Source organism: Methylobacterium komagatae (assembly GCF_042661665.1).
GTDB classification, from domain to species: Bacteria; Pseudomonadota; Alphaproteobacteria; order Rhizobiales; family Beijerinckiaceae; genus Methylobacterium; species Methylobacterium komagatae.
In genome coordinates this window covers 4,485,428-4,508,489 of record NZ_JBHSWN010000001.1, presented here as the reverse complement: position 1 = coordinate 4,508,489, position 23,062 = coordinate 4,485,428, and the positions used below count along the sequence as shown (strand labels likewise).

Here is a 23,062-nt window from a genome sequence, read left to right as displayed (position 1 = left end):
GGTTTTCATGAGGCCGACGCGATCCACGCCCGAGGGCGCGGCGCAAATGGCTGATTCCCGTCGATCCTGGCCTAGATCAGGATGGATGGCGGCAGGGAAGGAACCGGGAATGATCGCAGGCCTGCGGATCGCATGCGTGGCTGCCTTGCTGGCCCTGCCCGGTCTCGCGCATGCCGCCTCCGCCCCGGCGGTGGAGGGGGAGAATGGCATGGTCGTCTCGTCCCAGGCCCTGGCCTCGCAGATCGGCGCGGACATCCTCGCCTCGGGGGGCAACGCCGTCGATGCAGCGGTGGCGGTGGCCTTCGCCGAAGCGGTGGTGAACCCCTGCTGCGGCAATCTCGGCGGCGGCGGCTTCCTGCTGGTCCACACCGCCACGGGCCTGAGCCGCTTCATCAATTTCCGCGAGAAGGCCCCCGCTGCCGCGAGCCGGGACATGTATCTCGACGCGAGCGGCAGGGTCGTGGAGGGCTCGACCCTTCGCGGCTGGAAGGCGGCGGGCGTGCCCGGCACGGTGCTCGGCCTCACCAACGCCCTGTCGCGCTATGGCACCCTGCCGCTGGCCGGGGTGATGGCCCCGGCCATCGCCCTCGCGCGGGACGGCTTCGTCCTGACGCGGGGCGATACCGACATTCTGGAGACCGGCACGGAGAAGTTCGCCCGGGACCCGGCCGTGGCGAAAATCTTTCTGCGGCCCGACGGGACGCCGTTCCGGCCGGGGGACAGGATGGTCCAGGCCGATCTCGCCCGAACCCTCCAGGCCATCGCCGAGGGCGGGCCGGACGCCTTCTACAAGGGCGAGATCCCCCAAGCCGTCGAGGCGGCCTCGGCGGCGGGCGGCGGGATCCTGACCGCGAAGGATTTTTCCGACTACACGATCACCGACGATCCGCCGCTCGCCTGCCCCTACCGGGGCGCAACGATCCTCTCGGCGCCGCCGCCCTCGTCCGGCGGGACGACGCTGTGCGAGATGCTGGCGATCCTCGACGGCTACGACATCGCGGCCTCGGGCTTCAATTCGGCCCGCACCGTCCACCTGATGGTCGAGGCGATGCGGCGCGCCTATGCCGACCGCAACGCGACGCTGGGCGATCCGGCCTTTGTGGCCAACCCGGTAGAGCGGCTGATCTCGCCGGATTACGCGCGGTCCCTGCGGGCAGGCATCAGCCTGGAGAAGGCGACGCCCTCGGCGCAGGTGCGGCCCGATCCGAGCCTCCTGGCGCCCCGCGAGAAGCCGGAAACAACGCATATCTCGGTCCTCGACCGGAACGGCAACGCGGCTTCGCTGACCTACACGATCAACGGCTATTTCGGCTCGGGCGCGATGGCCCCCGGCACCGGCTTCTTCCTGAACAACGAAATGGACGACTTCACCGTGAAGGTCGGGGTGCCGAACCTGTTCGGCCTCGTTCAGGGCACCGCCAACGCGATCGCGCCGGGCAAGCGCCCTCTCTCCTCCATGGCGCCGACCCTCGTCCTGCGGGACGGCAAGCCGGTGATGGTGGTGGGCTCGCCCGGCGGCTCGCGGATCATCACGATCAACGCCCAGGTGATCATGAACATGCTCGACCACGGCATGCAGCCGCAGGAGGCGGTCGATGCCCCGCGCATTCATCACCAATGGCTGCCGGACACGCTCTATGCCGAGCCCTTCGCCCTTTCGGCGGACACCCTCACCATCCTCAAGGGGATGGGCCACGCCGTGAGCGTGCAGAAGGCCTGGGGCGCCCAGGAACTCATTGCGGTGAAGGGCGCGGGGCCTAACGAGCCGGAGGCCGCGTCATCGGGCAACGACGCGTCCCGCACGCAGGGCATGCGCCCGGGGCTGCTCTACGGCGCCAACGACAATCGCCGCCCGGCGGGGGCGGCGGTCGGGGAATAGAGCCCAAGGATCAGTTGATCATGCAGAAGCCCGCGCCCGTGCCGACGCGGCGCTCGGGCGGGCAGGCGGGCTTTGCGGGCGCGGCCTGACTGGGCTGAATGGAACTCGTCGTGCCAGGATCGACGCCGCGCAGCCATGCGTCGAGGCGCGGACCCCGCGAGGATACGGCGCCCTCGTTCGTGCTCGCCAGGACCGGGGTCGCGAGCATGAGGCACGCGGTGGAAAATACAGCGAGCCGCATCGTCGGATCGTCCTCTCTCCTCACCGCCCGCCACGGGCGGTCGTGATGCGGAGGCATCGTCGCGACCGCCCGTAAAGGCTTCACTTAAAAGGAGAGTTAACGAGCTCGAATTCTGCCGTAGGTTAAAGGCCGGTCTCAGTACCCGTCGTAAATGTCGACAGGGGAGGGGCCGAAACCGTCGATTCCCCTCGGGTCGTCATAGGCCGGGCCGCGCACCGGGCGGCGGGCAGGCACGGCGTAATAGACCGTGCGCGCGCCGGTCTGGTCGTCATCGTAATTCGCGACGCCGTATCCTCCGCGCATGACGGGCCGGGTCCGCCGTCCGCCCTCGGCCATGGGAGAGCCCTCACCCTCGATCGTGACCTGCGTGCGGTTCATCCCCTGCTGCTTCACGAGGCCGAACAGGGTCGCGGCGTTGCGCACGGAGAGGCGCACGCAGCCATGCGAGACCGCGCGGCCGAGGCTGCGGACGTGGTTCGTGCCGTGAATGGCGTGACCCTGCCGCGTGAAGAACATCGCGTAGGGCATGGGCGCGTCATCCCATTCCTTGGAGAAGTGGGTGCGCTCCATGCGGAACGGGCGGAAGCTGCCCGAGGGCGTGTCGTAGTTTCCGCCGCCGGTCGAGACCGGCCAGGAATAGCGTGGCGTCCCATCGACGGCGACGGTCATGCGCTGCGACGCCTTGTCGACGGTGATCGACACGTCGGCGAGCGCCGTGGCGCTGGCGAAGGTGAGGAGAAGGGTGGAGAGAAGAAAGGCGGATCGGACGCGCATCGGTGGATCCCCGTGAAGCATCGGCGGCAGAGGACCGCGAGGCATTCTGCCAAGCTACGCCTCGCGGGAGCCTCAGGTTCCCTGAGCGCGTAGTCAGACTCCCCCGCCCTGTCGACTGAGGTGCGCGAGGGGGACAACGGAGAGGATTGCATGGGTACGGACGCGGCGCAGGCGCCGGACGCGGCACAGATTCTCGCGACCCTCGTCGCCTTCGACACGGTGAGCGACCGCTCGAACCTGGCCCTGATCGACTGGATCGAGGATTTCGCCCGCCGCCACGGCGCTTCCGTCACGCGGGTCCCGGACGCGTCCGGCGAGAAGGCCGGGCTCTGGATCAGCCTCGGCCCCGCCGACAGGCCGGGCTACGTCCTGTCCGGCCATAGCGACGTGGTGCCCGCCGACGGCCAACCGTGGAGTTCGGACCCGTTCCGGCTCCGGGAGGAAGCCGGGCGGCTCTACGGGCGGGGCACTTCGGACATGAAGGGCTTCCTGGCCGTGTGCCTTGCCCTGCTGCCGGAGATGGCGGCGGCGGACCTCGCGGTGCCGCTCCATCTCGCCATCTCCTACGACGAGGAGGTCGGATGCCTCGGCGTGCGGCCCCTCATCGCCCGGATGGCCGAGCTGTTCCCGACCCCGCTGGGCTGCTTCGTCGGAGAGCCCACGGGCATGGAGGTCGTGCTTGGGCACAAGGGCAAATCCGCCGCGCGGGTGACCTTCACGGGCCGCGCCTGCCATTCCTCCCTGGCGCCCGATGGCGTCAACGCCGTCGAATATGCCGCCCGGTTCATCGAGCATGTGCGGCTTATGGCCGAGAGCCTCGCCCGCGACGGCGCCCGCGACGGGCTCTACGACGTGCCCCACACCACCGCCCTGTCGAGCGTGGTGCGCGGCGGCTCGGCGCTGAACATCGTGCCCGACACGTGCAGCGTCGATTTCGAAGTGCGGGCCATCGGGGCGGACGATGCGGGTGCGCTCGCGGAAGGGGCCGTCGCCCATGCCGAGGCGGTGCTCGCTCCCCTGATGCGCGCGATCGATCCCGCCTGCGGAATCACCGTGGAGCCGCTGATCGACTATCCCGGCCTGGAGACCGACCCAGAAGCGACAATCGCGACGCTGGCCAAGCGCCTCGCCGGGCGGAACGCCCATGCCAAGGTCTCCTACGGCACGGAGGCCGGCCTGTTCGATGCCGCCGGAATTCCGAGCGTGGTGATCGGCCCCGGCTCAATCGCCCGCGCCCACCGGGCCGACGAGTACGTGACGCGGGATGAACTCGACGCCTGCGCCGGCTTCCTGCGCCGCCTGATCGGTGAATGCCGCGGATAGGTGAGGCGGCGGACTGGATTTCCGCACCGGATCGGTGCGTTGTGCCGCAAACCAAGGAAACGGGACCGGCCGATGAAGCTTCTCTACTCTCCCGCCTCACCCTATGCCCGGAAGGTGCTGGTGCTGGCTCACGAGACCGGCCAAGCCGGCGACATCGAGGTCGTGACGGCGGGCGTCTCCCCGACGGCGGGCTCGCCCGACGTGTCGCCCCACAACCCGCTCGGCAAGGTGCCCGCCCTGATCCTAGAGGATGGCACCTGCCTGTTCGACAGCCGGGTGATCTGCGAATACCTCGACATGCGCTCCGAGGGCACGCACCTGTTCCCCGAGGGCGCCGAACGGTGGGACGCCCTGGCCCGGCAGGCGCTCGCGGACGGCATGCTCGATGCCGCCCTCAGCGCCCGCTACGAGCGCGCCCTGCGGCCCGAGTCCCTTCGCTGGGATGCCTGGGATGCTGGGCAGGTCGCCAAGATCGCCGCCGGTCTCGACCGAGATCGAAGCCATCGTCGCCGACATGCCGGTGCTCGACATCGGCACCGTCGCGATCGCCTGCGCGCTGGGCTACCTCGATTTCCGCTTCCCCGACCTCGCTTGGCGTGACGGCCGCCCTGCCACGGCGGCGTGGTACGCGGTGTTCGAGGGCCGCCCGTCGATGACGGAGACCGTGCCGCCTCAGGGCTGATCTCGCTCCCTTCATCACCGCGAGCGCAGCGAAGCGACCCAGGGCAGTGGGACGTCTCCAGAGGCGGCGGCTCCCTGGCTTGCTTCGCTTTGCTCGCAAAGACGCGTGGAGGGATCTGCGCCGCTGCCTATTGCGGTGGCGTCACCGTGTAGGGATGCGAGGAGGCGAGGGGATCGGCGAAAAAGCTCTCCACCGTGCTCGCCCCCGTGCCGAAGGTGATGAGCAGGAAGCCGCCGGCCAGGGCGAAGTTCTTCAGGAAGTCCCAGAACAGCTCGCGCCCCTTGCCGCCGGACCAGAAATCGCCTGGCTTCCAGAACTGCTTCCACAGGAGCGCCGTGACGCCGCAATAGCCGGCCATCACGAAGGCCGCCGCCCGGTCGTAGGCCCCCGTCAGGATGCAGGCCGACATGCCGATCTCGACGCAGAGCCCCAGGAGAATCAGAACCACCGCCGGGGGCGTGGCTCCCACCGCCTGCTTGGCCTGTCCCACGGCGCCCTTGAAGTTCAGGATCTTGTCGAGGGCGCTGAAGGGCAGGAACAGCAGGACGAGGAGCAGGCGGGTTCCGAAGGCGATGGCGAGGCTGAGGCTTGTCATCCGGTCGGCAGCTCCGAGGGTCTTGGAGCAGCAGGTGTGACAGGCGCCGCCGATTGCAAGGAAGATCGGCAGGAGAGGCGCCAAAACGGGCTTCAGCTGGGGAAGGCCCTGCGTTAGTGTCGCACCGCCCTTCACGATGATGCGGGAGAGACCGGGACCGTCCGTGAGAGACGGCCCGGCGCCGACGGAGCAACCGCCCCGGAAACTCTCAGGCACCAGAACCGTGTCGTCGGGGCAATCTGGAGAGTGGTGCAGCGGTCGACCCGCCCGCACCCGCCGAAGGGGACGTCCGTGCTCACCCGCCTCGCCAGGGCGGTGCCGGATCAAGCTCTCAGGCAACCGGGACAGATGGGGCGCAACCGGCCGGCTTCACTCGACGCCGGCTCCATGCGTCCAGACGTTCCGGAGTCCCAAACCCATGACCCATGTCGCCGTAATCGGCGCCGGCATCACCGGCGTAACGACAGCCTATGCCCTGGTTCAGCGCGGTTATCGCGTCACCGTCTTCGACCGGCAGCGCTACGCCGCAATGGAGACCTCGTTCGCCAATGGCGGGCAGCTCTCGGCCTGCAACGCCGAAGTGTGGAACAAGGTCTCGACGGTAATCCAGGGCCTGCGCTGGATGACCCGGCGCGACGCGCCGCTGCTGATGAACCCCACCCCCTCCTGGCACAAGCTGTCTTGGATGGCCGAGTTCGTCCGCGAGATCGCCCATTACCGGGCCAATACCGTCGAGACCGTGCGGCTCGCGATCAAGGCGCGGGAAGCACTGTTCGCCATGGCCCGCGACGAGGGGATCGATTTCGACCTCAAGACGCGCGGCATCCTGCATTTCTACCGGGACGAGGCCGCCTTCCGGAAGGCAGAGGGCGTCAACGCCCTTTTGCTGCAGGGCGGCCTGGAGCGCCACGCCGTCACGCCGGAGGAGATCCGTGCCATCGAGCCGACGCTGGCGGGCAACTATTATGGCGGCTTCTTCACCCCCTCCGACGCCACGGGCGACATCCACAAGTTCACCCGCGGCCTCGCGGCGGCCTGCGCCCGCAAGGGCGTGCGCTTCGTCCATGACGCGACCGTCGAGGCGATCGAGCCGGGCGGGACGGGGGGCCACGTCGTCTCCTGGCACGAGGGCGCGCGGGGCGGGAAGCGCGACGAGGCCGTGGATGCGGTGGTGATCTGCGCGGGCACGGCGAGCCGCCATTTCGCGGCCATGCTCGGCGACCGGGTGAACATCTATCCGGTGAAGGGCTACTCGATCACCGTGAACCTCTACACGCCGGAAGCCCAGGCCGCCGCGCCGCAGGTCAGCATCCTCGATGAGGCGACGAAGATCGTCACCAGCCGCCTTGGGGATGACCGGTTCCGCGTGGCGGGGACCGCCGAGTTCAACGGCTTCAACCGCGACATCCGCCACGACCGCATCCAGCCCCTGATCGATTGGACGCGGGAGCAGTTCCCCGGCGTCGCCACCGATCGCGTCATCGCCTGGAGCGGCCTGCGGCCCATGCTGCCCAGCATGCTGCCCAAGGTCGGGCGGGGGCGCCGGGCAGGGGTGTTCTACAATACCGGCCACGGCCATCTCGGCTGGACCCTGTCCGGGGCAACGGCCGAACTCATCGCGCAGGCCGTCGCGGCCGAGCACGAAGCGGTCACCACCGGCTACGCCCTGGCGGCCTGAGGCGCCGCCCCTTCGGCCATCGCCCCAACAGGGGCGGTGCGCCGCGCAGAAATTCTGTATTATGAGTTCAAAGCGCATCGCCGCCGAGGCCTGACAATGACGCTGCCCGCCTATCTCGATCCCATCGACGGGACGACCTATCCGATCGACACGCCCCGCTGGCGTTCGGAGGCCGGGCGCCCGCTGATGATCACAGACCTGCCGGGCATCGGCCGGGACGGGATCGAGACCGGCACGCGATCCCTGTGGCGTTACGCCAAGGCGCTGCCGGTGGCGGTGACCGATCCGATCACGTTGGGCGAGGGCTGCACCCCGCTGGTGCGGCGGCCCTGGAACGGCGGCCACGCGCATTTCAAGCTCGAATGGTTCGCCCCCTCGGGCTCCTTCAAGGATCGCGGCGCCTCGGTAATGCTCTCGATCCTGCGGCAGCAGGGAATTGAGGCCGTGTTGGAGGATTCCTCCGGCAATGGCGGTGCGGCGGTGGCGACCTACTCGGCCGCCGCCGGGATGCGTGCAAAGATCCTCGTGCCCGCCTCAACCTCGCCGGCCAAGACCGTGCAGATGCGCGCGGCGGGCGCCGAGATTGAACTCATCCCCGGCACGCGGCAGGCCACCGCCGAGGCGGCCGAGGCTCAGGCGGAATCGATCTTCTACGCCAGCCATAACTGGCAGGCACACTTCCTCCAGGGCACCAAGACCCTGGCCTACGAGCTGTGGGAGGATCTCGGCTTCCGCGCGCCGGATTCGGTCATCATTCCCTGCGGCGCGGGCAGCAACATTCTCGGCTGCGATATCGGCTTCCGCGAACTCCTGCGACGGGGCGAGATCGACCGCCTGCCCCGCCTCTACGCGGTCCAGCCCGCCCATTGCGCGCCGCTCCATGCGGGCTTCGCGGCGGGCGCGGAGGAGGCCTTGCCCATCGAGCCGCGCCCGACCCTGGCCGAGGGCGCGTCCATCGCCAAGCCCGTGCGTGGACGTGAGGTTCTAGCCGCGCTCCGCCGCTCCGGCGGTGGCACCGTCGCCGTGTCGGAGGCGGCGATCGAGGCTGCTCTGCACGCACTCGCCCGCTCCGGCCTCTACGTCGAGCCGACCTGCGCCATGGCGGCGGCGGCGCTGACCGATCTGACCGGACGCGGCGCAATCCGCGCCGACGAGACGAATGTCGTGGTGCTCACCGGCACCGGCATCAAGGCCACGCCCCGCATCGCCGAACTCATCGGCGTCGCTTCCTGAGAGAGAGTGGGAGAAACCCCATGGCCAACACGATTCCCGCCGCTGTCGGCATGCCGGTCGAAGAGGTCGACACCCCCTGTCTCGTGGTCGATCTCGATGCCTTCGAGCGTAACGTCGAGAAGCTCGGCCGCTACATGAAGGAGCACGGGCTGCGTCACCGGGCCCATGCCAAGACGCACAAATCCTCCGACATCGCGATGATCCAGATGGAGCGCGGCGGCGCCTGTGGTGTCTGTTGCCAGAAGGTGAGCGAGGCCGAGGCGCTGGTGAGCGCGGGCATCCGCGACGTGCTGGTGTCGAACCAAGTGGTCGCGCCCAGGAAGATCGAGCGGCTGGCCGCGCTCGCCACCCGCGCCCGGGTGCTGGTCTGCGTCGATGACATCGGCAACGTCGATGACCTCTCGGCGGCGGCCGTGAAGTATGGCGTGACCCTCGAATGCCTCGTGGAGATCGATGTCGGGGCGGGCCGCTGCGGCGTCGCGCCGGGCGAGCCGGCGGTGGCGATCGCGCGGCGCATCGCCGACCGGCCAGGCCTCAAGTTCGCCGGGCTCCAGGCCTATCAGGGCAAGGCGCAGCATGTCCGCGAGCACGGCGAGCGGCGGACGCTCATCCAGCAGGCCATCGACGACACGAAGCGCACCGTCGACCTGCTCAAGGCCGACGGCCTGTCTTGCGATATCGTCGCGGGCGCGGGCACGGGCAGCTTCGAGATGGAAGGAGCGAGCGGCGTCTACAACGAGTTGCAATGCGGCTCCTACGTCTTCATGGATGCCGATTATCAGCGCGTCCGAGACGAGGGCGACAAGCCGATTTCCGCGTTCGAGAACAGCCTGTTCATCCTCACCTCGGTGATGAGCAAGGCGAAGAAGGAGGTCGCGATCTGCGATGCGGGCCTCAAGGCGCAGAGCGTCGATAGCGGCATGCCGGTGGTGTTCGGGCGCAGCGACGTCGAGTACCTGAAGGCGTCCGACGAGCACGGCGTGATCGCCGATCCCGGCAACGTGCTCCGTCTCAACGATCGGCTCCGCCTGATCCCCGGCCATTGCGACCCGACCGTGAATGTCTACGACTGGCTGGTGGGCGTGCGAAACGGCCGCGTCGAGGCCCTGTGGCCGGTAACGGCCCGCGGGGCGTGCCTGTAATCGCTCGGCCGGGGCTCGCCCTGTGCGTCAGGGTGAGCCCCGCCAGAGCCAAGCCCCAGCGGTATCAGCTCTTCATTCCATCTGTGAGGTTGTCCGTCCATGCGCTTCATCTCAGAGGAAGAATCGGCTGCGCTCGTCACGCATGAGATGGCCTTCGAGGCCGCGCGCGAGGCGTTGATCGCGGCGGTGGCCCCGAGCACCACCCTGTTTCCGGCGGTGCTGGGTCACGGGACGGACACCGCCAACCGGTTCTCGATCAAGTCCGGGACCACCGCCGACTATACCGGGCTGAAGGTCGGCTCGTTCTGGCATCGTAATCCCGAGAAGGGCCTGCCCCGGCACAATTCCGTGATTCTCCTGTTCAATCAGGAGGTCGGCCGGATCGATACGGTGATCGAAGCGGGCCACGTCAACGCCTACCGCACGGCTGCCGCCGACGCGGTGGCCGCGAGCCTCCTCGCCCGGCCGGATTCCCGCACCCTCGCTCTGTTCGGCGCAGGCAACCAGGGCCTGTTCGAATGCGCCGCCGTGGCGCGAATCCTGCCGATCGACCGGGTGCTGGTCGTCGCCCGCGACGCCTCAAAGGTCGAGGGCTTCGCCGAACGGCTGCGCGGGATGATCGACCGACCTGTCACCGTCGAGGCGGCCCCGGCAGAAGCCGCCTGCCGCGCCGCCGATGTGATCGTCACCGCCACGCCGTCTCGGGCGCCGCTCTTCGAGGCGGGCTGGGTCCGCCCCGGAACGCATCTCGCCGCCATGGGCGCGGATGCCAAGGGCAAGCAGGAGATGCCGCCCGCGCTGCTCGAAGGGGCGAGCCTGTTCTGCGACCTGCCGATCCAATCCCTGGTGATGGGCGAATTCCAGCACGTCGCCGAGTCGATCCGCGTCGGCAGGACCCGCCTGCGGGCCCTTGGCGAAGTGCTGGCGAGCGGGGAGGGGGGCCGTAGCTTGGCGGACGAGATCACGGTGTTCGACTCCTCCGGCATCGCCTTGCAGGATCTCACCATCGCGCGGGCTATCCTCGCCAAGGCCGACGCGGCGCGCTAGTCAGCGCCCCGACATGAGCGAGCACGTCAGAACCCTCCGCGTCGTCGGCATCGGCACGGGCGATCCCGAGCACCTGACGTTGCAGGCGGTGCGGGCGCTGTCCGACGTGGCCGCCGTGTTCGTCCTCGACAAGCGGGCCGAGACCGCCGATCTCGTGGCGATCCGCAAGCGGATCTGCGCGGCGCATATCGCCCGTCCCTACCGCCTCGTCAGCGTGGACGACCCGCCCCGCGAGCGAAACCCCACCGATTACGGCGCGACCGTCGAGGCGTGGCACGCCGCCCGCGCCGAGCGGCTGGAGGCGGCCTTCGCGGAGTTGGGGGAAGGGGAGATCGGCGCCCTCCTCGTCTGGGGCGATCCCGCCCTCTACGACAGCACCTTGCGCATCTTGGAGCGGATCGCAGCGCGTGGCCGACTGCCCCTCGCCTACGAGGTCATCCCCGGCATTTCGAGCGTTCAGGTGCTCTGTGCCCGCCACGCCGTACCCCTGAACGCCATCGGCGGGGCGATCTGCATCACCACCGGCCGACGCCTCGCGTCGGGATGGCCGGAGGGCGCGGAGAGCGTGGTCGTGATGCTCGACGGGGATCCGAGCTTCGCCGGGCTTGATCCCGACCTGACCATCCATTGGGGCGCCTATCTCGGCAGCACGGACGAGATCCTCGTCGCCGGGCGGCTCGGCAGCGTCGCGGAGGAGATCCTCCGGTTACGGGCGGAGGCGCGGGCGCGGCACGGGTGGATCATGGATATCTACCTGCTGTCGCGGGCTTCGCAGGGCTCGTCCTTCGGGAGTCCCTGATGCTGCGCCTACGGGACTATCAGCGGGCGAGTCTGGATGCGCTCGAGGGCGCATGGGCGCGGGGAGGGAGGCGGGCCGCCTCGTCGTCCTGCCGACCGGGGCTGGCAAGTCGCTCGTGATCGCGGCGCTGGCCCGCGAGACACTGGAGCGGAAGCCCCTCACCCGCGTCGCCATCGTCACCCATAGCCGCGAACTCGTCGCGCAGAACCTCGCGGAGTTGAAGCGGCATTGGCCCGAGGCGCCTGCCGGCGTCTTTTCCGCCGGGCTCGGGCGGCGCGAGGCGGGCGCGCAAGTACTGGTCTGCTCGATCCAGTCCGTGGCGGACCGGCTCGACGCCATAGGCCCACGCGACCTCGTGGTGGTGGATGAGGCGCATCTCATCCCACGCTCGGCCGAGACCCGCTACGGCCGCTTTCTCGCAGGGCTCGCCGCCCTCACCCCGTCGATGCGCGTCGCGGGCTTCACGGCGACGCCTTACCGGCTCGATTCCGGGCGGCTCGACGAGGGGCCGGGACGGCTGTTCACCGGTATCGCCTACGAGGCCGATACCGGTGACCTGATCCGCCGGGGCTATCTCGCCCCGCTGGTGTCCAAGGCGACGCTGACGCAACTCGACGTGACCGGGGTCGGCCGTCGCGGGGGCGATTACATCCCGAGCGAGCTGGAAGCGGCCGTGAACCGCGACTGGATCACCCGTGCGGCGGTGGCCGAGCTGGCGGAATACGGGGCCAAGCGCCGCTCCTGGCTCGCCTTCTGCGCCGGGCTCGCCCATGCCGCCGCCGTGCGCGACGCCGTGCGCGCCGAGGGCTATTCCTGCGAGACCGTGGATGGCGGTACGCCCAAGCGTGAGCGCGACCGGATCGTCGCGGAGTTCCGGGCTGGCCGGATCCGCTGTCTCACATCGGTCGGTGTGCTCGGCACCGGCTTCAACGCGCCGGAGGTGGACCTCGTGGCGCTGCTGCGACCGACCCGGAGCACCGGTCTCTACGTTCAGCAGGTCGGTCGAGCCTTGCGCCGGGCGCCCGGCAAGGACGATGCGCTGATCCTCGACTATGCCGGGCTGGTGCGGATGCACGGCCCGGTCGATGCCGTCACCGTCCGCACCGCAGAGGCGGTACGCGGCGGGGCAGGGGGCCTGCGTGCCAAGCCCTGCCCCGGATGCGGCGCGCTCATTGCCCTCAACGCCTCGACCTGCGAGGCCTGCTGGACCGAGCCGGAGGCCGAGCGCGAGCCGGGCCACGACCCGGCCGCTGAGGATGAACTGGCGATCCTCTCGGACTCCACCCTCGCCCCGACGCCGCGTGCGGACGGGGCGTGGCATCCCGTGACGGAATGGAGCCTCGAACCCGCGCCGGGCGGGCTCGACGTGGTGCTGACCTGGGCCGACGGCTCCTGGCGGGTGCGGCTACGGCCGGAGGGGCGCGGCTACGAGCGCGAGAAGGCCGTGCTGTGGTGGCGCGGCCTCGGCGGCGGGCGCGACGCGCCCCTCGACGCGGCCGGCTTCCTGGCCGGCATCGACGCCCTGACTGGCCCAACGGAGATCCGCCTGTCCGACAAGGCCCTGTCCCGCGAATTGTCCTGCCGCGCCGCCGACGGCCGCATCCTCGCCGACGTGCACCGTTTCGTCGACCGCGCCGCCTGAGGGCAGGGGGCTCCAACAGCCCTCACCCGCACGGAAATCCCTGTCTCGTCGTGAGCGTCACCAGGGCGGTTCAGGGATCCGCCACTCTGGGCAGGTATGGTTAACAACGTTAACTATACCCCTCCCCGTAGCCCTCCCACGGCATTCAAGTTCCATAATATATCTTATGCGAACTCTGGATTGGTGGCCGAGGGCTATCCCAAACGGGCTTGCAGTCTCGCCAAAAGGTCTCCTAGTGACAACGGTTTGGGTGGTTTCGGCCAGTGCGGTGTCTGCCCCTGCTCCGGGATCGGCCCGCGCACGAAGCGGGCGCCCGCCGACCAGAAATGGTCGCGGCGGCTGCCGATCATGGCGAGGCCGACCGGCTCGCGCTCGGCATGGGTGAGGCGGCCCGAGGCCCAGACCTTTTGCCAGCAGTCGCGCCGGGTCAGGTCGGCATCGAGACCCGCCAGCCGGGCATAGCCCGCAGCGGCCTGGATCCGCGTGCCGGAGAACGCCTCGGGGATCCAGACCCAGGAGGCGAAGGTGTAGATCGCCTGCGGATCGAACGCGGCCCGGTCGACCATCCGCGTGAAGCCGTGGAAGCCGGGCTCCCGGCGGCGGCCCGCATGGCGGCGCAGGCCGCCGGGCAGGGGCATCGCCGATTGGAAGGCGCCCTCACCCAGGTCCGTAGCGGGCACGCCCCGCACCAGCGACCAGGCGGAATCCACGAGATGCATCCAGGGTTCGAGATCGGTCTCCCAGGCCGTATCGAGGGGCGCAAAGCGGCGCACCCTCCCCTCGATCAGACGGTCCCCGGCCCATCGCACCGGCTCCGGCCGCCAGCCCGGCCCCGCTTCCGTCACGCGCAGCAGCGTCGCGGGACCATGCGCCCACACGGCCTCGGCGAGCCGGTCGAAATCTACCTGGGGCTCATCCTGCGCCACCTTGCGAACGAAGATGTGCGAGCCTGTCGCCAGCTCGTCGAGCATCTTGCGCTTGAGATGGGCGAGGCGGCCGTACTCCCGGTCGAGCAGGGTCTCCGGGGTGATGCTATCGGGCGTCTGCCCGGTATTGGCCCAGATGTTGTAGGCCCGGCTGTGGCAGTAGAAGGTGCCGCCCTGGCTCACCGAAAGGTGCAGATCGCCCGGCGCGCCGAGATCCTCGAAGCCGCAGCGCAGGCCGCGGATCAGATCCTCCATCGGCGTGTAGGCGAAGCGTAGCAGGCCGGAGGGCTCCACGCCGCCATAACGCTGCACGAAGCCGAACTCGCAATTGTCGCCGAGGCTGCGGAAGCCATGGAGCCGCTCCGCAAGGGAGGCGACCGCTCCGTACTCCGTTCCGCTTCCCAGCTCTCGCTCGGTTATGGCGTCCATCGAGCCCTTGCGCCGCCGGGCGCCGTTAGCGCACCGCGATCCTCACCGTGGATTCGTAGCCTGTCCCGTCGGGGTTGATGACGAGGATACGGAACGAATCCACCCCCTCGTACCCCTCCGCCCCCTGGTAGACCATCCGCTGGCCGGACACCTTGCGCGTGTTGCACTCCGCCAGGGGCGAAGAGGCCACGAAACTCGTGAAGGATTGCCCTGTCTCGATCGTCACCTTTCCGTGGTGAGGCTGCGACAGCACGCGGATCACCACCGGCCCCTGCGGCGTGCAATCGGGGAAGAGCGAGGCATAGAAAGCGATCGTCCGTGCCTCACCGCGCGGGACGATCCGTTCCAGGTCGTAGACGGGGGAGGCGGCGGGCGGCGCCCCGGCAGAGGGATCGCCACCAAGGGTCGTGGCGAGGGCGGCGGCGAGCCGGATCATCATACGGGGCCTCTTCCAGGGACGGGGAGGTCCATGGGATAGGCACCGCCTGCTGAAGGCACCAGCGTTTCACGGTCCGAAGGCCCCTCCCCGGCCGATTTTGCGACATCAACCTATGCCTTAGGTTGTGTACCAAAAAGCAATTCGCGCAGTGGTTTAATTCGCCAATCTCGCTCGTCACATGAGGCTCGACTGCGCCGCGAATCAGCCGATTCCCTTCTCCAACGGCACGACGAGGTGGAACTGGGCGCCATGCTCCTTCGGGGGAGAGTCAGGGTACCGCCGAGTTGGCGGACGAGGCTCGCGATGACGCGGGTGCCCAGGCTCTTCGAGCTACGGCCGATCTCGAACCCCTCCGGCAGGCCGATTCCGTCATCCGCCACCTCGACGACCAGCGTCGCCTTCTCGCGCGCGGCCCTCACCCGGATCTCGCCGCCGGAGGGGAAGCGGGCGAGGGGATAGGCGTATTTCAGGGCGTTCGTGACGAGTTCGTTGATGAGCAGCCCGATGGGGATGGCAAGGTCGGCCGAGAGCTTCTGGGGCTCGGCGGCACAGGTCAGGCGGTGGGCGGGGGCGCCGCTCGCGAGGTTCAGCACGAGCTTGTCGAGGAAGGGCGCGAGGTCGATCTCGCCGGGGACCGCCTCCCCTGCCCCGTCCTTCTCCGCGAGGTCGCCCTGGCGCCAGAGCCGATCGTGGACGGTGGCAATGGCCTCGACCCGGCTGCGGGCATCCTGAAGGGCCGCCAGCACGGCGGGCTCACCCTCGGCCGAGCGCGCCTGGAGGGTCAGCAGGCTCGCGACGATGGCGAGACTGTTCTTCACCCGGTGGCTCATCTCGCGGGCGAGCAGATCCTGCCGGGCGAGGGAAGCGCGCAGCAATTCCTCCGTGCGGTGGCGCTCGATGGCGCTGCCGAGCAGGTTGGCGAAGCCCTGCATGAAGGCGATGTCCGCCTCGTCGAACTTGCCCTCGCGGCTGTCATCTACCTCCAGCACGCCGAAGGCCCCGTCCCGGTTCTCGATCAGCACGTTGATCGCCCGGCGGATGCCGTGATCGGCCATCAATTGCGGGGTGCGGAAGCGCGTCTCGTCCGCGAGATGGTTCGAGATGACCGGCCGCCCGGTCTTCAGGGCGAAGCCGGCCGGCGAGGCGAGGTCCGCGCCGACCGTGGCGTGGCCGATCACCTCCGGCTTCCAGCCGACACCCGCCCGTACGAGCAGCGTATCCTCGCCGCGCAGGTATTCGAGCGCCTTGCAATACTCGGCGCGCATGCCCTCCGCGCAGAGTTCGGTCGCCCGCTGCAGCAGCAGGTTGAAATCCTTGCCCCGCAGAGCCTCGACACCGAACTCGGACAGGATGACCTGCTGGCGCAGCCGCGCTTCGAAATCGGCGGGGCTGCGGGGCGCGACCGAAGCGTCCTCGGGGGCTTCCTCGATACGCGGCTCATCGGGACGGGCAGGCATGATGACGGAACGGTTATACCAGGACTATACCGGGCGATATCGCGGATCGGCGGCGGAATCACGATCCACGCGGCGTTTCGTCCTGGCCGGGACCCCGCACGGAGGCGGGGCGTTGCGCGCACACCACCAACGAGATTTGAGGGACCGCGCACATGGCCGATGTGAAGGGCTTATCCGACCACGCTCTCTCGATCCTGGCCTTCGCGGCTTATCACCGGCTGGTCAGCGGTGAGCGCGTCACCTCGGTAGTGCGCAAGGACGGCAACGGTCACGAGGCCGATCCGAAAGGCGTGGAGGAGTTGACCGAGCGCGGTCTCGCCGAGGCGGGCGAGACGGAGATCAACCTGGGCCAGGACGCTCAGGAGGCCGTCGAGACGCTGGTGGAGGCGCTGCGCGGCGCTGTGCGCTGACGAACGTGAGCTGGTGCGAGGGCCCCTGCGCGCTCCGTGAGATTGCGCACATTTCTCCGATAAGCGGGCTCGCCGCTCCGGTTCGTTCGTCTACTTGTAACCGTTCCAGCCTGCACCTGCCGGAACTCCACCATGACGATACCCATCAGGCTTACCCTGAACGGGAAGCCGCATGACATCGATCTCGATGATCCGCGCATCACCCTCCTCGACCTGCTGCGGGAACGGCTAGGGCTGACGGGCGCCAAGAAGGGCTGCGACCGTGGACAATGCGGCGCCTGCACGGTCCTCGTGGAAGGGCGCCGGATCAATTCCTGCCTGCAACTCGCCGTCAGCCTCGACGGAGCCGAGGTGCTGACCATCGAGGGTCTGTCCGAGGGCGACGCCCTCCATCCGGTCCAGGCCGCCTTCATCGCCCATGACGGATTCCAGTGCGGCTTCTGCACGCCGGGCCAGATCATGAGCGCGGTCGGCCTGATCCGCGAGGGTCAGGCGGGGACCGATCCCGAGCGCATCCGCGAGGGCATGAGCGGCAACATCTGCCGCTGTGGCGCCTATGCGGGCATCCTTGAGGCCGTGAAGGACGCAAGCGGCCGCATGGAGCATCGGGAGGACGCCGCGTGATCCGCTTCGATTATACCCGCGCCTCGTCCGTCGCCGAGGCGATCGGTGCCGCGCGCCAACCCGGCGCCGCCTTCCTCGCCGCCGGGACCAACCTCGTCGATCTCATGAAGGGCGGCGTGACGACGCCGGAGCGGGTCATCGACATCACCCGTCTCCCCGGCCTGTCGGGGATTGAGACGCAAGCGGACGGCTCGGTGCGTATCGGCGCGCTCGTCCGCAACAGCGACGTGGCCGACGACTCCCACATCGCCAAGACGTATCCGATGGTGGCTGAAGCCCTACTCGCGGGCGCCTCGGCACAGCTGCGCAATGCGGCGACGGTCGGCGGCAACCTGATGCAGCGGACCCGCTGCCAGTACTTCACCGACGCGGTCTCCCCCTGCAACAAGCGCCAGCCGGGCTCGGGCTGCGCGGCGCTCGGCCATGCGACCCGGATCCATGCGGTCCAGGGGTGGAGCGAGCACTGCATCGCCACCCACCCATCCGATTTCTGCGTTCCGCTGGCCGCGCTCGACGCCTCGGTCGAGATCGAGGGGCAGGGGGCAGGCGCTCCGTGCCGCTGACCGAGTTCCACCTCCTGCCCGGCGATCATCCGGAGCGGGAGACGGTGCTGGAGCCGGGCGAGCTCATCACCGCCCTCACCCTCCCCGCCGAGGCGGCGCAGTTCGCCGGACACGCCCGCTATCTCAAGGTCCGGGATCGCACCTCCTACGCCTTCGCCGTCGTCTCGGCCGCCGCCGCGATGACGCTCGACGGCGGCACGATCGGGCAGGCCCGCCTCGCCTTCGGTGGCCTCGCCCTGAAGCCCTGGCGGGTGAAGGAGGCCGAGGCCGCGCTCGCCGGTCAGGCACCCTCCCCCGAGGCGTACGCGCGAGCCGCGCGTGTGGCGCTGGACGGAGCCAAGCCCACGGGCGAGGCCAACGCCTTCAAGATCGAGCTCGCGCGCCGCGTGGCGGTGCGAGCGCTTACCCTGGCGGCAGCGGGCACGCCCGCGCGCATTCCCGCGCTTCCCGCCTCCCCCTTCGGCATTGTCTGAGGATCGTCCCATGACCTCGACCAGCGAACCGGTCCGTCACGGATCGAGCATCGGCCAGCCCCTCACCCGCAGGGACGGCCCTTTGAAGGTGAAGGGCCAAGCGCGCTTCGCCGCCGACAACCTGCCGCCCGGCACACTCCATGCGGCCCTCTGTGTGGCGAAGATCGCCCGCGGCCGGGTGAAGAGCCTGGATGTTGCGGCGGCGGAAGCCCATCCCGGCGTCGTCAAGGTGATGACCCCGGAGAACGCACCGAAACTCGCCAAGGACCCGGACCTGAAGGACGTTCCCTTTACCTTCAAGATCGACGTCCTGCAGAACGACAAGGTCCGCTACGCCAACCAGCCGATCGCGGTGGTGATCGCGGAGACGTTGGAAGCCGCGACCGAGGGCGCACGGTTGCTGGCCCCGACCTATGAAGAGGAAGCCCCGCGCATTGGCCTCGATGCGGGCGAGGTTTTCACGCCGTCTTCCGTAGGCGTCGGCGCCCCTGCCGAGCAGGTGGACGGCGACGTCGAAGCAGGCCTCGCCTCGGCGGCGAAGACCTTCACCGGGACCTACGAGACGCCGGCCCAGTACCACAACGCCATGGAGCCGCACGCGGCGGTGGCGAGCTGGGATGGCGACAAGCTGAACCTTTTCATGCCGACGCAGGGACTCGCCATCGCGCAGGGTCGGCTCGGTGCCCTCTTCGGTATCAAGCCGACCGACATCCACATCGAAAGCCCCTATCTCGGCGGCGGCTTCGGCTCGAAGGGTGTTCCGGCGGGTCCGCAGGTACTCGCCTGCATGGCGGCCAAGCTCGTCGGCAAGCCGGTGAAGCTCGTGCCGACCCGCTCGCAGATGTACGGGCCGATGGGCCATCGCGGCCCGACCCGGCAGACCCTGCGCCTCGGCGTGGATGAGGGCGGAAAGCTGACGGCGCTCGACCACCACATCCTCACCGCCTCGTCGAGTTTCGACGACTTCTTCGAGCCTGCAGGCCGGGTGACGACGACCCTCTACGCCAGCAAGGCGACCGCGATCCGCCATGAGGCGGTGCGGCTCGATACCGGCACGCCGCTGTTCATGCGCGCGCCGGGTGAGGCCTCGGGCAGCGTCGCGATCGAGAGCGCGCTCGATGAACTCGCCTTCGACCTCAACATGGATCCGCTGGAGTTCCGGCTGGCCAACTACGCCGAGGTCGAGCCCTTCACCGGCAAGCCTTTCTCCTCCAAGGCCCTGCGCGAGTGCTACGCGCGCGGCGCGCAGGCCTTCGGTTGGGCCGGACGCCCACTGAAGCCCCGCCAAACGCGGGACAAGGACGGGTTCCTCGTCGGCACGGGCGTCGGCACCGCGACCTTCCCGGCGCTGATCTTCGAGGGCATGGCGCGCGCGGAGATCCGGGCCGACGGTTCGGGCACGGTGGAGATCGGCGCCCTCGACATGGGCCAGGGCGCCTGGACGGCCCTCGCCCAGATCGCGGCCGACGGGCTCGGCCTCGACATGGAGACCCTGACCTTCCGCATGGGCTCGTCCGACCTGCCGAATGCGGGCATTGCGGGTGGCTCCGGCCACACCGCTACGGCGGGCAACGCGATCCACGCGGCGGCCAAGGACGTGATCGACCAGTTGACGGCGCTCGCCGTCAACGATCAGGCCTCGCCGCTATTCGGCGCGGGCAATGCGGGCGTCACCGCCGCCAATGGCCGCCTGACCCGCCGCGACGATACCAGCCGCAGCGAATCCTTCGCCGACATCCTCAACCGAGCGGGCAAGTCGAAGATCGAGGGCAAGGGCAAGGCGGGCGCCGATCCGGCCGCGCAGAACTCCTACGCGATGCACGCCCATGGGGCGGTCTTCGCGGAGGTGAAGGTCGATCCCGACCTCGGGCAGGTCCGCGTGAGCCGTCTCGTCGGGGCCTTCGCGGCGGGGCGCATCATCAACCCGCACCTCGTGCGCAGCCAGTATTATGGCGGCATGATCTGGGGCATCTCCTTCGCGCTCCACGAGCGGGCGGAAATGGACCCGCGCACCGGCCGGTTCCTCAACGACAACTTGGCCGAGTACCACGTGCCCGTGAACGCCGACATTCCGGCGATGGAGGCGATCCTCATTCCCGAGGAAGATTCTGTGGTGAACGCGCTGGGCGTGAAGGGTGTGGGCGAGATCGGTATCACCGGCACGGCGGGGGCCATCGCCAACGCCGTGTGGCATGCCACGGGCGTGCGAGTGCGCGACATCCCGATCACGCTGGATAAGCTCCTGGGATGAGGAGCCTCCTCCCCCGTCACCGCGAACGCAACGAAGCGAGCCAGGGAAGCGCTATGGCCTGTGGCCTCCCGCTCCCCTTGATCCTTCGCATCGCTCGCAAAGGCGGTGAAGGGCCTGCTAGAACCCCTCCCCGCGCCGAGGCGAGACGAGGATTCCCATGCCCCTCACCAGCGACATCAGCGGCGTCGTGCCGATCGCGCCGACGCCGTTCCATCCGGATGGGCGGATCGATGAGGCGTCCCTCGACCGCATGGTCGACTTCTTCGAGGGCGCGGGCGTCGACGGTCTGACGATCCTCGGCCAGCTCGGCGAGGCGGGCAAACTCGACCATGCCGAAGGCACGGCTATCGCCAAGCGGGTGATCGGCCGGACGAGGCTTCCGGTCATCGTCGGCGTCACGGCGCCGGGCTTCGCGGCCATGCGGTCGCTGGCTCACGAGGTCATGGCCATGGGCGCGGGCGGCGTCATGGTCGCCCCGCCGAACACGCTCCGCACAGACGACCAGATCGTCACCTATTTTCGCAACGCGGCCGAGGCGTTAGGGCCGGATGTTCCCTTTGTGCTTCAGGATTATCCGCTGACCTTCTCGGTGGTGATGAGTCCTACGGTGATCCGCCGGATCGTGACCGAGAACCCGTCCTGCGTGATGCTCAAGCACGAGGATTGGCCGGGGCTCGAGAAGATCACCACCCTGCGCGGTTTCGAGGCGGAAGGGTCGATGCGGCGCATCGCGATCCTCGTCGGCAATGGCGGCCTGTTCCTCGATTTCGAGGCGGAGCGCGGAGTCGATGGCTCCAATACCGGCTACGCCTTCCCGGAGATGCTGGTGGATGTTGTGCGCCTGACCAAGGCGGGCCGCCGGGACGAGGCGCATGACCTGTTCGACGTTCACCTGCCCTATCTGCGCTACGAGCAGCAGCAGGGGCCGCTGGGGCTCGCCGTACGGAAATACGTGTTCATGCGGCGGGGGATCTTCACCTCCGACGCGCAGCGTAAGCCGTCCCAGGCGCTGAGCACTCAGGCGCGGGAGGAGGTCGAGTACCTGCTCGCTCGCCTCGCCCGGACGGACGGTCGGGCCAGGCTGCCGGGTTAGACTCTCAGCCGGTCAGGTGCCGGCCTTGGCATCCTTGCGTGGCGCGGCAGGGTCGCCGTCGCGCAACGAGGCCGAGGGGCCGACCACCACCTGCTCGCCGCCGGTGAGGCCGCTGCGCAACTCGACGCCGGAATCGCCCTGGCGGAAGATCGTCACCGGGCGCATCCGCACCACGAAGTCGTCCTGGCCCGCCGGTTCCAGCACGGCCACCCGGGTGCCGTTCTGGTCGAAGATCAGCGCGTCGCCGGGCACGCTCACCACGGGCGCGGGGCGGGGGATCGCAAGCGTCACGGTGATGTAGAGGCCGGGCTGGAGTGCGTGGTCCGGGTTCGGGATATCGACCTGCGTCGCCAGGATGCGTGAGGCGTAGAGCAGCGAGGAGGAGGAGCGCGAGACCGTGCCGGGAAACACCTTCCCCGGCATCTGCGCGACCTCGATGCGGGCGGGGAGCCCGTCGCGCACGCCGTCGGCGGCATAGAGCGGCACGTTGACCGCCATGCGCAGCGTGTCGTCCCGGGCGAGGGTGGCGAGCGGCGTGCCGGAATTGGTATCGGCCGTCACGGCGTCGCCGATATCCATGTTGCGCGCCGTGACCACCCCGTCGAAGGGCGCGCGGATATCCTCGAAGCCGGTCAAGACCTTCAGCCGCGCGACCTGCGCCTCCTGCGCGGTGATGTTGGCCTCCGCGACCTTCACCGCCGCCTTGGCCGCGGCGAGGTTCGCGCCCTGCGTCAGCACCCCCGCCCGGGCCGTGTCGGCGTTCTGCGCCGTCGCGGCGCCGCTACCCGCGAGGGTCGAGGTCCGCTTGTTGGTCACGTCGGCGAGGTGGCGGTTCGCCTCCGCCTGATCGACCATCGCCTTGGCCTGGGCGAGGGCGGCCTGAAGCTGCACCACCTGCGATTGTGCCTGCGCCAATTGCTGATCGAGATCGGGGGCGCTGATGCGGAACAGCAGGTCGCCCTTCTTCACCCGCGAACCGATGTCGATCAACCGCTCGGCGATGTAGCCGGTGGCGCGCGGATAGAGGCTTGCGGTGTCGAAGGCTTGGGCGGTGCCGGTCTGAGTCAGGTCGAGGGTGTCCCCCGCCCGCTTGGCGATGGCGACCCGGACAGTGACAGGCCCGCGCCGCGCCGCCTCGGAGGGCACGGCAGCGCGAGACGGCTCTGACCACGTCCGGTAGCCGACAAAACCCGCCCCCGCGAGGGCGATCAGGACGAGCCACGTCGTGCCGCGCATCGTCCCCCGTCCGGCTGCCTCCGCGTCCGCCATCGATTCCGCCGGTCTGAGCCCAAGAGGTCAATCTAGGGCAGGCGTGTTTCCGAGCGGTGTCCGCGACGATTTTCCGCTCGTGCGAACAAAGCC

17 protein-coding genes, 4 pseudogenes and 2 riboswitches are annotated in these 23,062 nt (G+C 69.2%); of the genes and pseudogenes, 14 read left to right on the top strand and 7 right to left on the bottom strand.

From position 1 onward, the window contains the following. Positions 1–109: 109 nt before the first annotated feature. A complete protein-coding gene (gene ggt / locus ACFQE0_RS22335; protein ID WP_378973543.1) occupies positions 110–1,879 on the top strand; it encodes a gamma-glutamyltransferase in 1,770 nt (589 codons plus the stop codon). Positions 1,880–1,889: 10 nt separating this feature from the next. Here the strand turns inward: ggt and ACFQE0_RS22330 are convergent, their stop codons facing one another. Both ACFQE0_RS22330 and ACFQE0_RS22325 read right to left on the bottom strand, forming a co-directional pair. Next, positions 1,890–2,120: a hypothetical protein gene (locus ACFQE0_RS22330; RefSeq protein WP_378973541.1), complete on the bottom strand. Its 231-nt coding sequence runs from the start codon at positions 2,118–2,120 to the stop codon at positions 1,890–1,892. A 135-nt stretch (positions 2,121–2,255) separates the two neighbouring features. Then, on the bottom strand, positions 2,256–2,894 hold the full coding sequence (locus tag ACFQE0_RS22325; RefSeq protein WP_378973539.1) for a L,D-transpeptidase: 639 nt from the start codon (positions 2,892–2,894) through the stop codon (positions 2,256–2,258). A gap of 150 nt (positions 2,895–3,044) precedes the next feature. On the opposite strand from ACFQE0_RS22325, the gene argE reads away from it, so the two are divergent. Both argE and ACFQE0_RS22315 read left to right on the top strand, forming a co-directional pair. Then, positions 3,045–4,217 carry an acetylornithine deacetylase gene (gene argE / locus ACFQE0_RS22320; RefSeq protein ID WP_378973536.1) on the top strand — a complete coding sequence of 391 codons (1,173 nt, stop codon included), beginning with the start codon at positions 3,045–3,047 and terminating at the stop codon, positions 4,215–4,217. Positions 4,218–4,289: 72 nt separating this feature from the next. Further along, positions 4,290–4,899, top strand: a pseudogene (locus ACFQE0_RS22315) (glutathione S-transferase). A 127-nt stretch (positions 4,900–5,026) separates the two neighbouring features. On the opposite strand, the gene ACFQE0_RS22310 reads toward ACFQE0_RS22315, so the two are convergent. Further along, positions 5,027–5,494, bottom strand: coding sequence for a DoxX family protein (locus ACFQE0_RS22310; RefSeq protein WP_378973534.1), 468 nt, complete (start codon positions 5,492–5,494; stop codon positions 5,027–5,029). Positions 5,495–5,626: 132 nt separating this feature from the next. Further along, positions 5,627–5,728: riboswitch (glycine riboswitch) on the top strand. A gap of 1 nt (position 5,729) precedes the next feature. Beyond that, positions 5,730–5,846: riboswitch (glycine riboswitch) on the top strand. A 66-nt stretch (positions 5,847–5,912) separates the two neighbouring features. On the opposite strand from ACFQE0_RS22310, the gene ACFQE0_RS22305 reads away from it, so the two are divergent. From ACFQE0_RS22305 to ACFQE0_RS22280, 6 genes and pseudogenes are all read left to right on the top strand, one after another. Next, positions 5,913–7,172, top strand: coding sequence for a D-amino acid dehydrogenase (locus tag ACFQE0_RS22305; protein ID WP_378973532.1), 1,260 nt, complete (start codon positions 5,913–5,915; stop codon positions 7,170–7,172). A gap of 96 nt (positions 7,173–7,268) precedes the next feature. Next, entirely contained in the window at positions 7,269–8,405 is a 1,137-nt protein-coding gene (locus tag ACFQE0_RS22300) for a pyridoxal-phosphate dependent enzyme (protein ID WP_378973530.1), read from the top strand. Between the two features lie 20 nt (positions 8,406–8,425). Continuing rightward, positions 8,426–9,547 (top strand): DSD1 family PLP-dependent enzyme, encoded by a 1,122-nt coding sequence (locus tag ACFQE0_RS22295; RefSeq protein WP_378973528.1) that lies wholly within the window; start codon positions 8,426–8,428, stop codon positions 9,545–9,547. Positions 9,548–9,646: 99 nt separating this feature from the next. Next, positions 9,647–10,594 (top strand): ornithine cyclodeaminase family protein, encoded by a 948-nt coding sequence (locus tag ACFQE0_RS22290; protein WP_378973525.1) that lies wholly within the window; start codon positions 9,647–9,649, stop codon positions 10,592–10,594. Positions 10,595–10,607: 13 nt separating this feature from the next. Next, the gene (gene cobF / locus ACFQE0_RS22285; protein ID WP_378973523.1) at positions 10,608–11,393 is read left to right on the top strand and encodes a precorrin-6A synthase (deacetylating); all 786 of its coding nucleotides are present in this window, start codon (positions 10,608–10,610) and stop codon (positions 11,391–11,393) included. Continuing rightward, positions 11,393–13,035 (top strand): annotated as a pseudogene (locus tag ACFQE0_RS22280) (DEAD/DEAH box helicase). Before cobF ends, ACFQE0_RS22280 begins: the two are co-directional and overlap by 1 nt. A gap of 194 nt (positions 13,036–13,229) precedes the next feature. Here the strand turns inward: ACFQE0_RS22280 and ACFQE0_RS22275 are convergent. The 3 genes and pseudogenes from ACFQE0_RS22275 to ACFQE0_RS22265 form a co-directional block, all read right to left on the bottom strand. Continuing rightward, positions 13,230–14,390, bottom strand: coding sequence for a hypothetical protein (locus ACFQE0_RS22275; protein ID WP_378973520.1), 1,161 nt, complete (start codon positions 14,388–14,390; stop codon positions 13,230–13,232). 25 nt (positions 14,391–14,415) lie between these two features. After that, positions 14,416–14,829 (bottom strand): hypothetical protein, encoded by a 414-nt coding sequence (locus ACFQE0_RS22270; RefSeq protein WP_378973518.1) that lies wholly within the window; start codon positions 14,827–14,829, stop codon positions 14,416–14,418. Positions 14,830–15,030: 201 nt separating this feature from the next. After that, a pseudogene (locus ACFQE0_RS22265) lies at positions 15,031–16,286 on the bottom strand (sensor histidine kinase). A 152-nt stretch (positions 16,287–16,438) separates the two neighbouring features. Between ACFQE0_RS22265 and ACFQE0_RS22260 the strand changes: the two are divergent. The 5 genes and pseudogenes from ACFQE0_RS22260 (at position 16,439) to ACFQE0_RS22240 (ending at position 21,700) form a co-directional block, all read left to right on the top strand. Then, positions 16,439–16,696 (top strand): hypothetical protein, encoded by a 258-nt coding sequence (locus tag ACFQE0_RS22260; protein WP_378973516.1) that lies wholly within the window; start codon positions 16,439–16,441, stop codon positions 16,694–16,696. 132 nt (positions 16,697–16,828) lie between these two features. Beyond that, the gene (locus ACFQE0_RS22255; RefSeq protein WP_378973513.1) at positions 16,829–17,320 is read left to right on the top strand and encodes a (2Fe-2S)-binding protein; all 492 of its coding nucleotides are present in this window, start codon (positions 16,829–16,831) and stop codon (positions 17,318–17,320) included. Continuing rightward, a pseudogene (locus ACFQE0_RS22250) lies at positions 17,317–18,356 on the top strand (FAD binding domain-containing protein). Before ACFQE0_RS22255 ends, ACFQE0_RS22250 begins: the two are co-directional and overlap by 4 nt. Positions 18,357–18,366: 10 nt before the next feature. Next, complete coding sequence (locus tag ACFQE0_RS22245; RefSeq protein WP_378973511.1) at positions 18,367–20,607, top strand: xanthine dehydrogenase family protein molybdopterin-binding subunit; 2,241 nt, start codon at positions 18,367–18,369, stop codon at positions 20,605–20,607. A 157-nt stretch (positions 20,608–20,764) separates the two neighbouring features. Further along, entirely contained in the window at positions 20,765–21,700 is a 936-nt protein-coding gene (locus tag ACFQE0_RS22240; protein WP_378973509.1) for a dihydrodipicolinate synthase family protein, read from the top strand. A 12-nt stretch (positions 21,701–21,712) separates the two neighbouring features. Here the strand turns inward: ACFQE0_RS22240 and ACFQE0_RS22235 are convergent, their stop codons facing one another. Then, the gene (locus tag ACFQE0_RS22235; protein WP_378973506.1) at positions 21,713–22,969 is read right to left on the bottom strand and encodes an efflux RND transporter periplasmic adaptor subunit; all 1,257 of its coding nucleotides are present in this window, start codon (positions 22,967–22,969) and stop codon (positions 21,713–21,715) included. Between the last annotated feature and the right edge of the window lie 93 nt (positions 22,970–23,062).

What these genes read in the sequence shown, in the direction of transcription:
- ggt (WP_378973543.1), top strand. Translation starts at nt 110, where the DNA reads ATGATCGCAGGCCTGCGGATCGCATGCGTGGCTGCCTTGCTGGCCCTG.
- ACFQE0_RS22330 (WP_378973541.1), bottom strand. Translation starts at nt 2,120, where the DNA reads ATGCGGCTCGCTGTATTTTCCACCGCGTGCCTCATGCTCGCGACCCCG.
- ACFQE0_RS22325 (WP_378973539.1), bottom strand. Translation starts at nt 2,894, where the DNA reads ATGCGCGTCCGATCCGCCTTTCTTCTCTCCACCCTTCTCCTCACCTTC.
- argE (WP_378973536.1), top strand. Translation starts at nt 3,045, where the DNA reads ATGGGTACGGACGCGGCGCAGGCGCCGGACGCGGCACAGATTCTCGCG.
- ACFQE0_RS22310 (WP_378973534.1), bottom strand. Translation starts at nt 5,494, where the DNA reads ATGACAAGCCTCAGCCTCGCCATCGCCTTCGGAACCCGCCTGCTCCTC.
- ACFQE0_RS22305 (WP_378973532.1), top strand. Translation starts at nt 5,913, where the DNA reads ATGACCCATGTCGCCGTAATCGGCGCCGGCATCACCGGCGTAACGACA.
- ACFQE0_RS22300 (WP_378973530.1), top strand. Translation starts at nt 7,269, where the DNA reads ATGACGCTGCCCGCCTATCTCGATCCCATCGACGGGACGACCTATCCG.
- ACFQE0_RS22295 (WP_378973528.1), top strand. Translation starts at nt 8,426, where the DNA reads ATGGCCAACACGATTCCCGCCGCTGTCGGCATGCCGGTCGAAGAGGTC.
- ACFQE0_RS22290 (WP_378973525.1), top strand. Translation starts at nt 9,647, where the DNA reads ATGCGCTTCATCTCAGAGGAAGAATCGGCTGCGCTCGTCACGCATGAG.
- cobF (WP_378973523.1), top strand. Translation starts at nt 10,608, where the DNA reads ATGAGCGAGCACGTCAGAACCCTCCGCGTCGTCGGCATCGGCACGGGC.
- ACFQE0_RS22275 (WP_378973520.1), bottom strand. Translation starts at nt 14,390, where the DNA reads ATGGACGCCATAACCGAGCGAGAGCTGGGAAGCGGAACGGAGTACGGA.
- ACFQE0_RS22270 (WP_378973518.1), bottom strand. Translation starts at nt 14,829, where the DNA reads ATGATGATCCGGCTCGCCGCCGCCCTCGCCACGACCCTTGGTGGCGAT.
- ACFQE0_RS22260 (WP_378973516.1), top strand. Translation starts at nt 16,439, where the DNA reads ATGGCCGATGTGAAGGGCTTATCCGACCACGCTCTCTCGATCCTGGCC.
- ACFQE0_RS22255 (WP_378973513.1), top strand. Translation starts at nt 16,829, where the DNA reads ATGACGATACCCATCAGGCTTACCCTGAACGGGAAGCCGCATGACATC.
- ACFQE0_RS22245 (WP_378973511.1), top strand. Translation starts at nt 18,367, where the DNA reads ATGACCTCGACCAGCGAACCGGTCCGTCACGGATCGAGCATCGGCCAG.
- ACFQE0_RS22240 (WP_378973509.1), top strand. Translation starts at nt 20,765, where the DNA reads ATGCCCCTCACCAGCGACATCAGCGGCGTCGTGCCGATCGCGCCGACG.
- ACFQE0_RS22235 (WP_378973506.1), bottom strand. Translation starts at nt 22,969, where the DNA reads ATGGCGGACGCGGAGGCAGCCGGACGGGGGACGATGCGCGGCACGACG.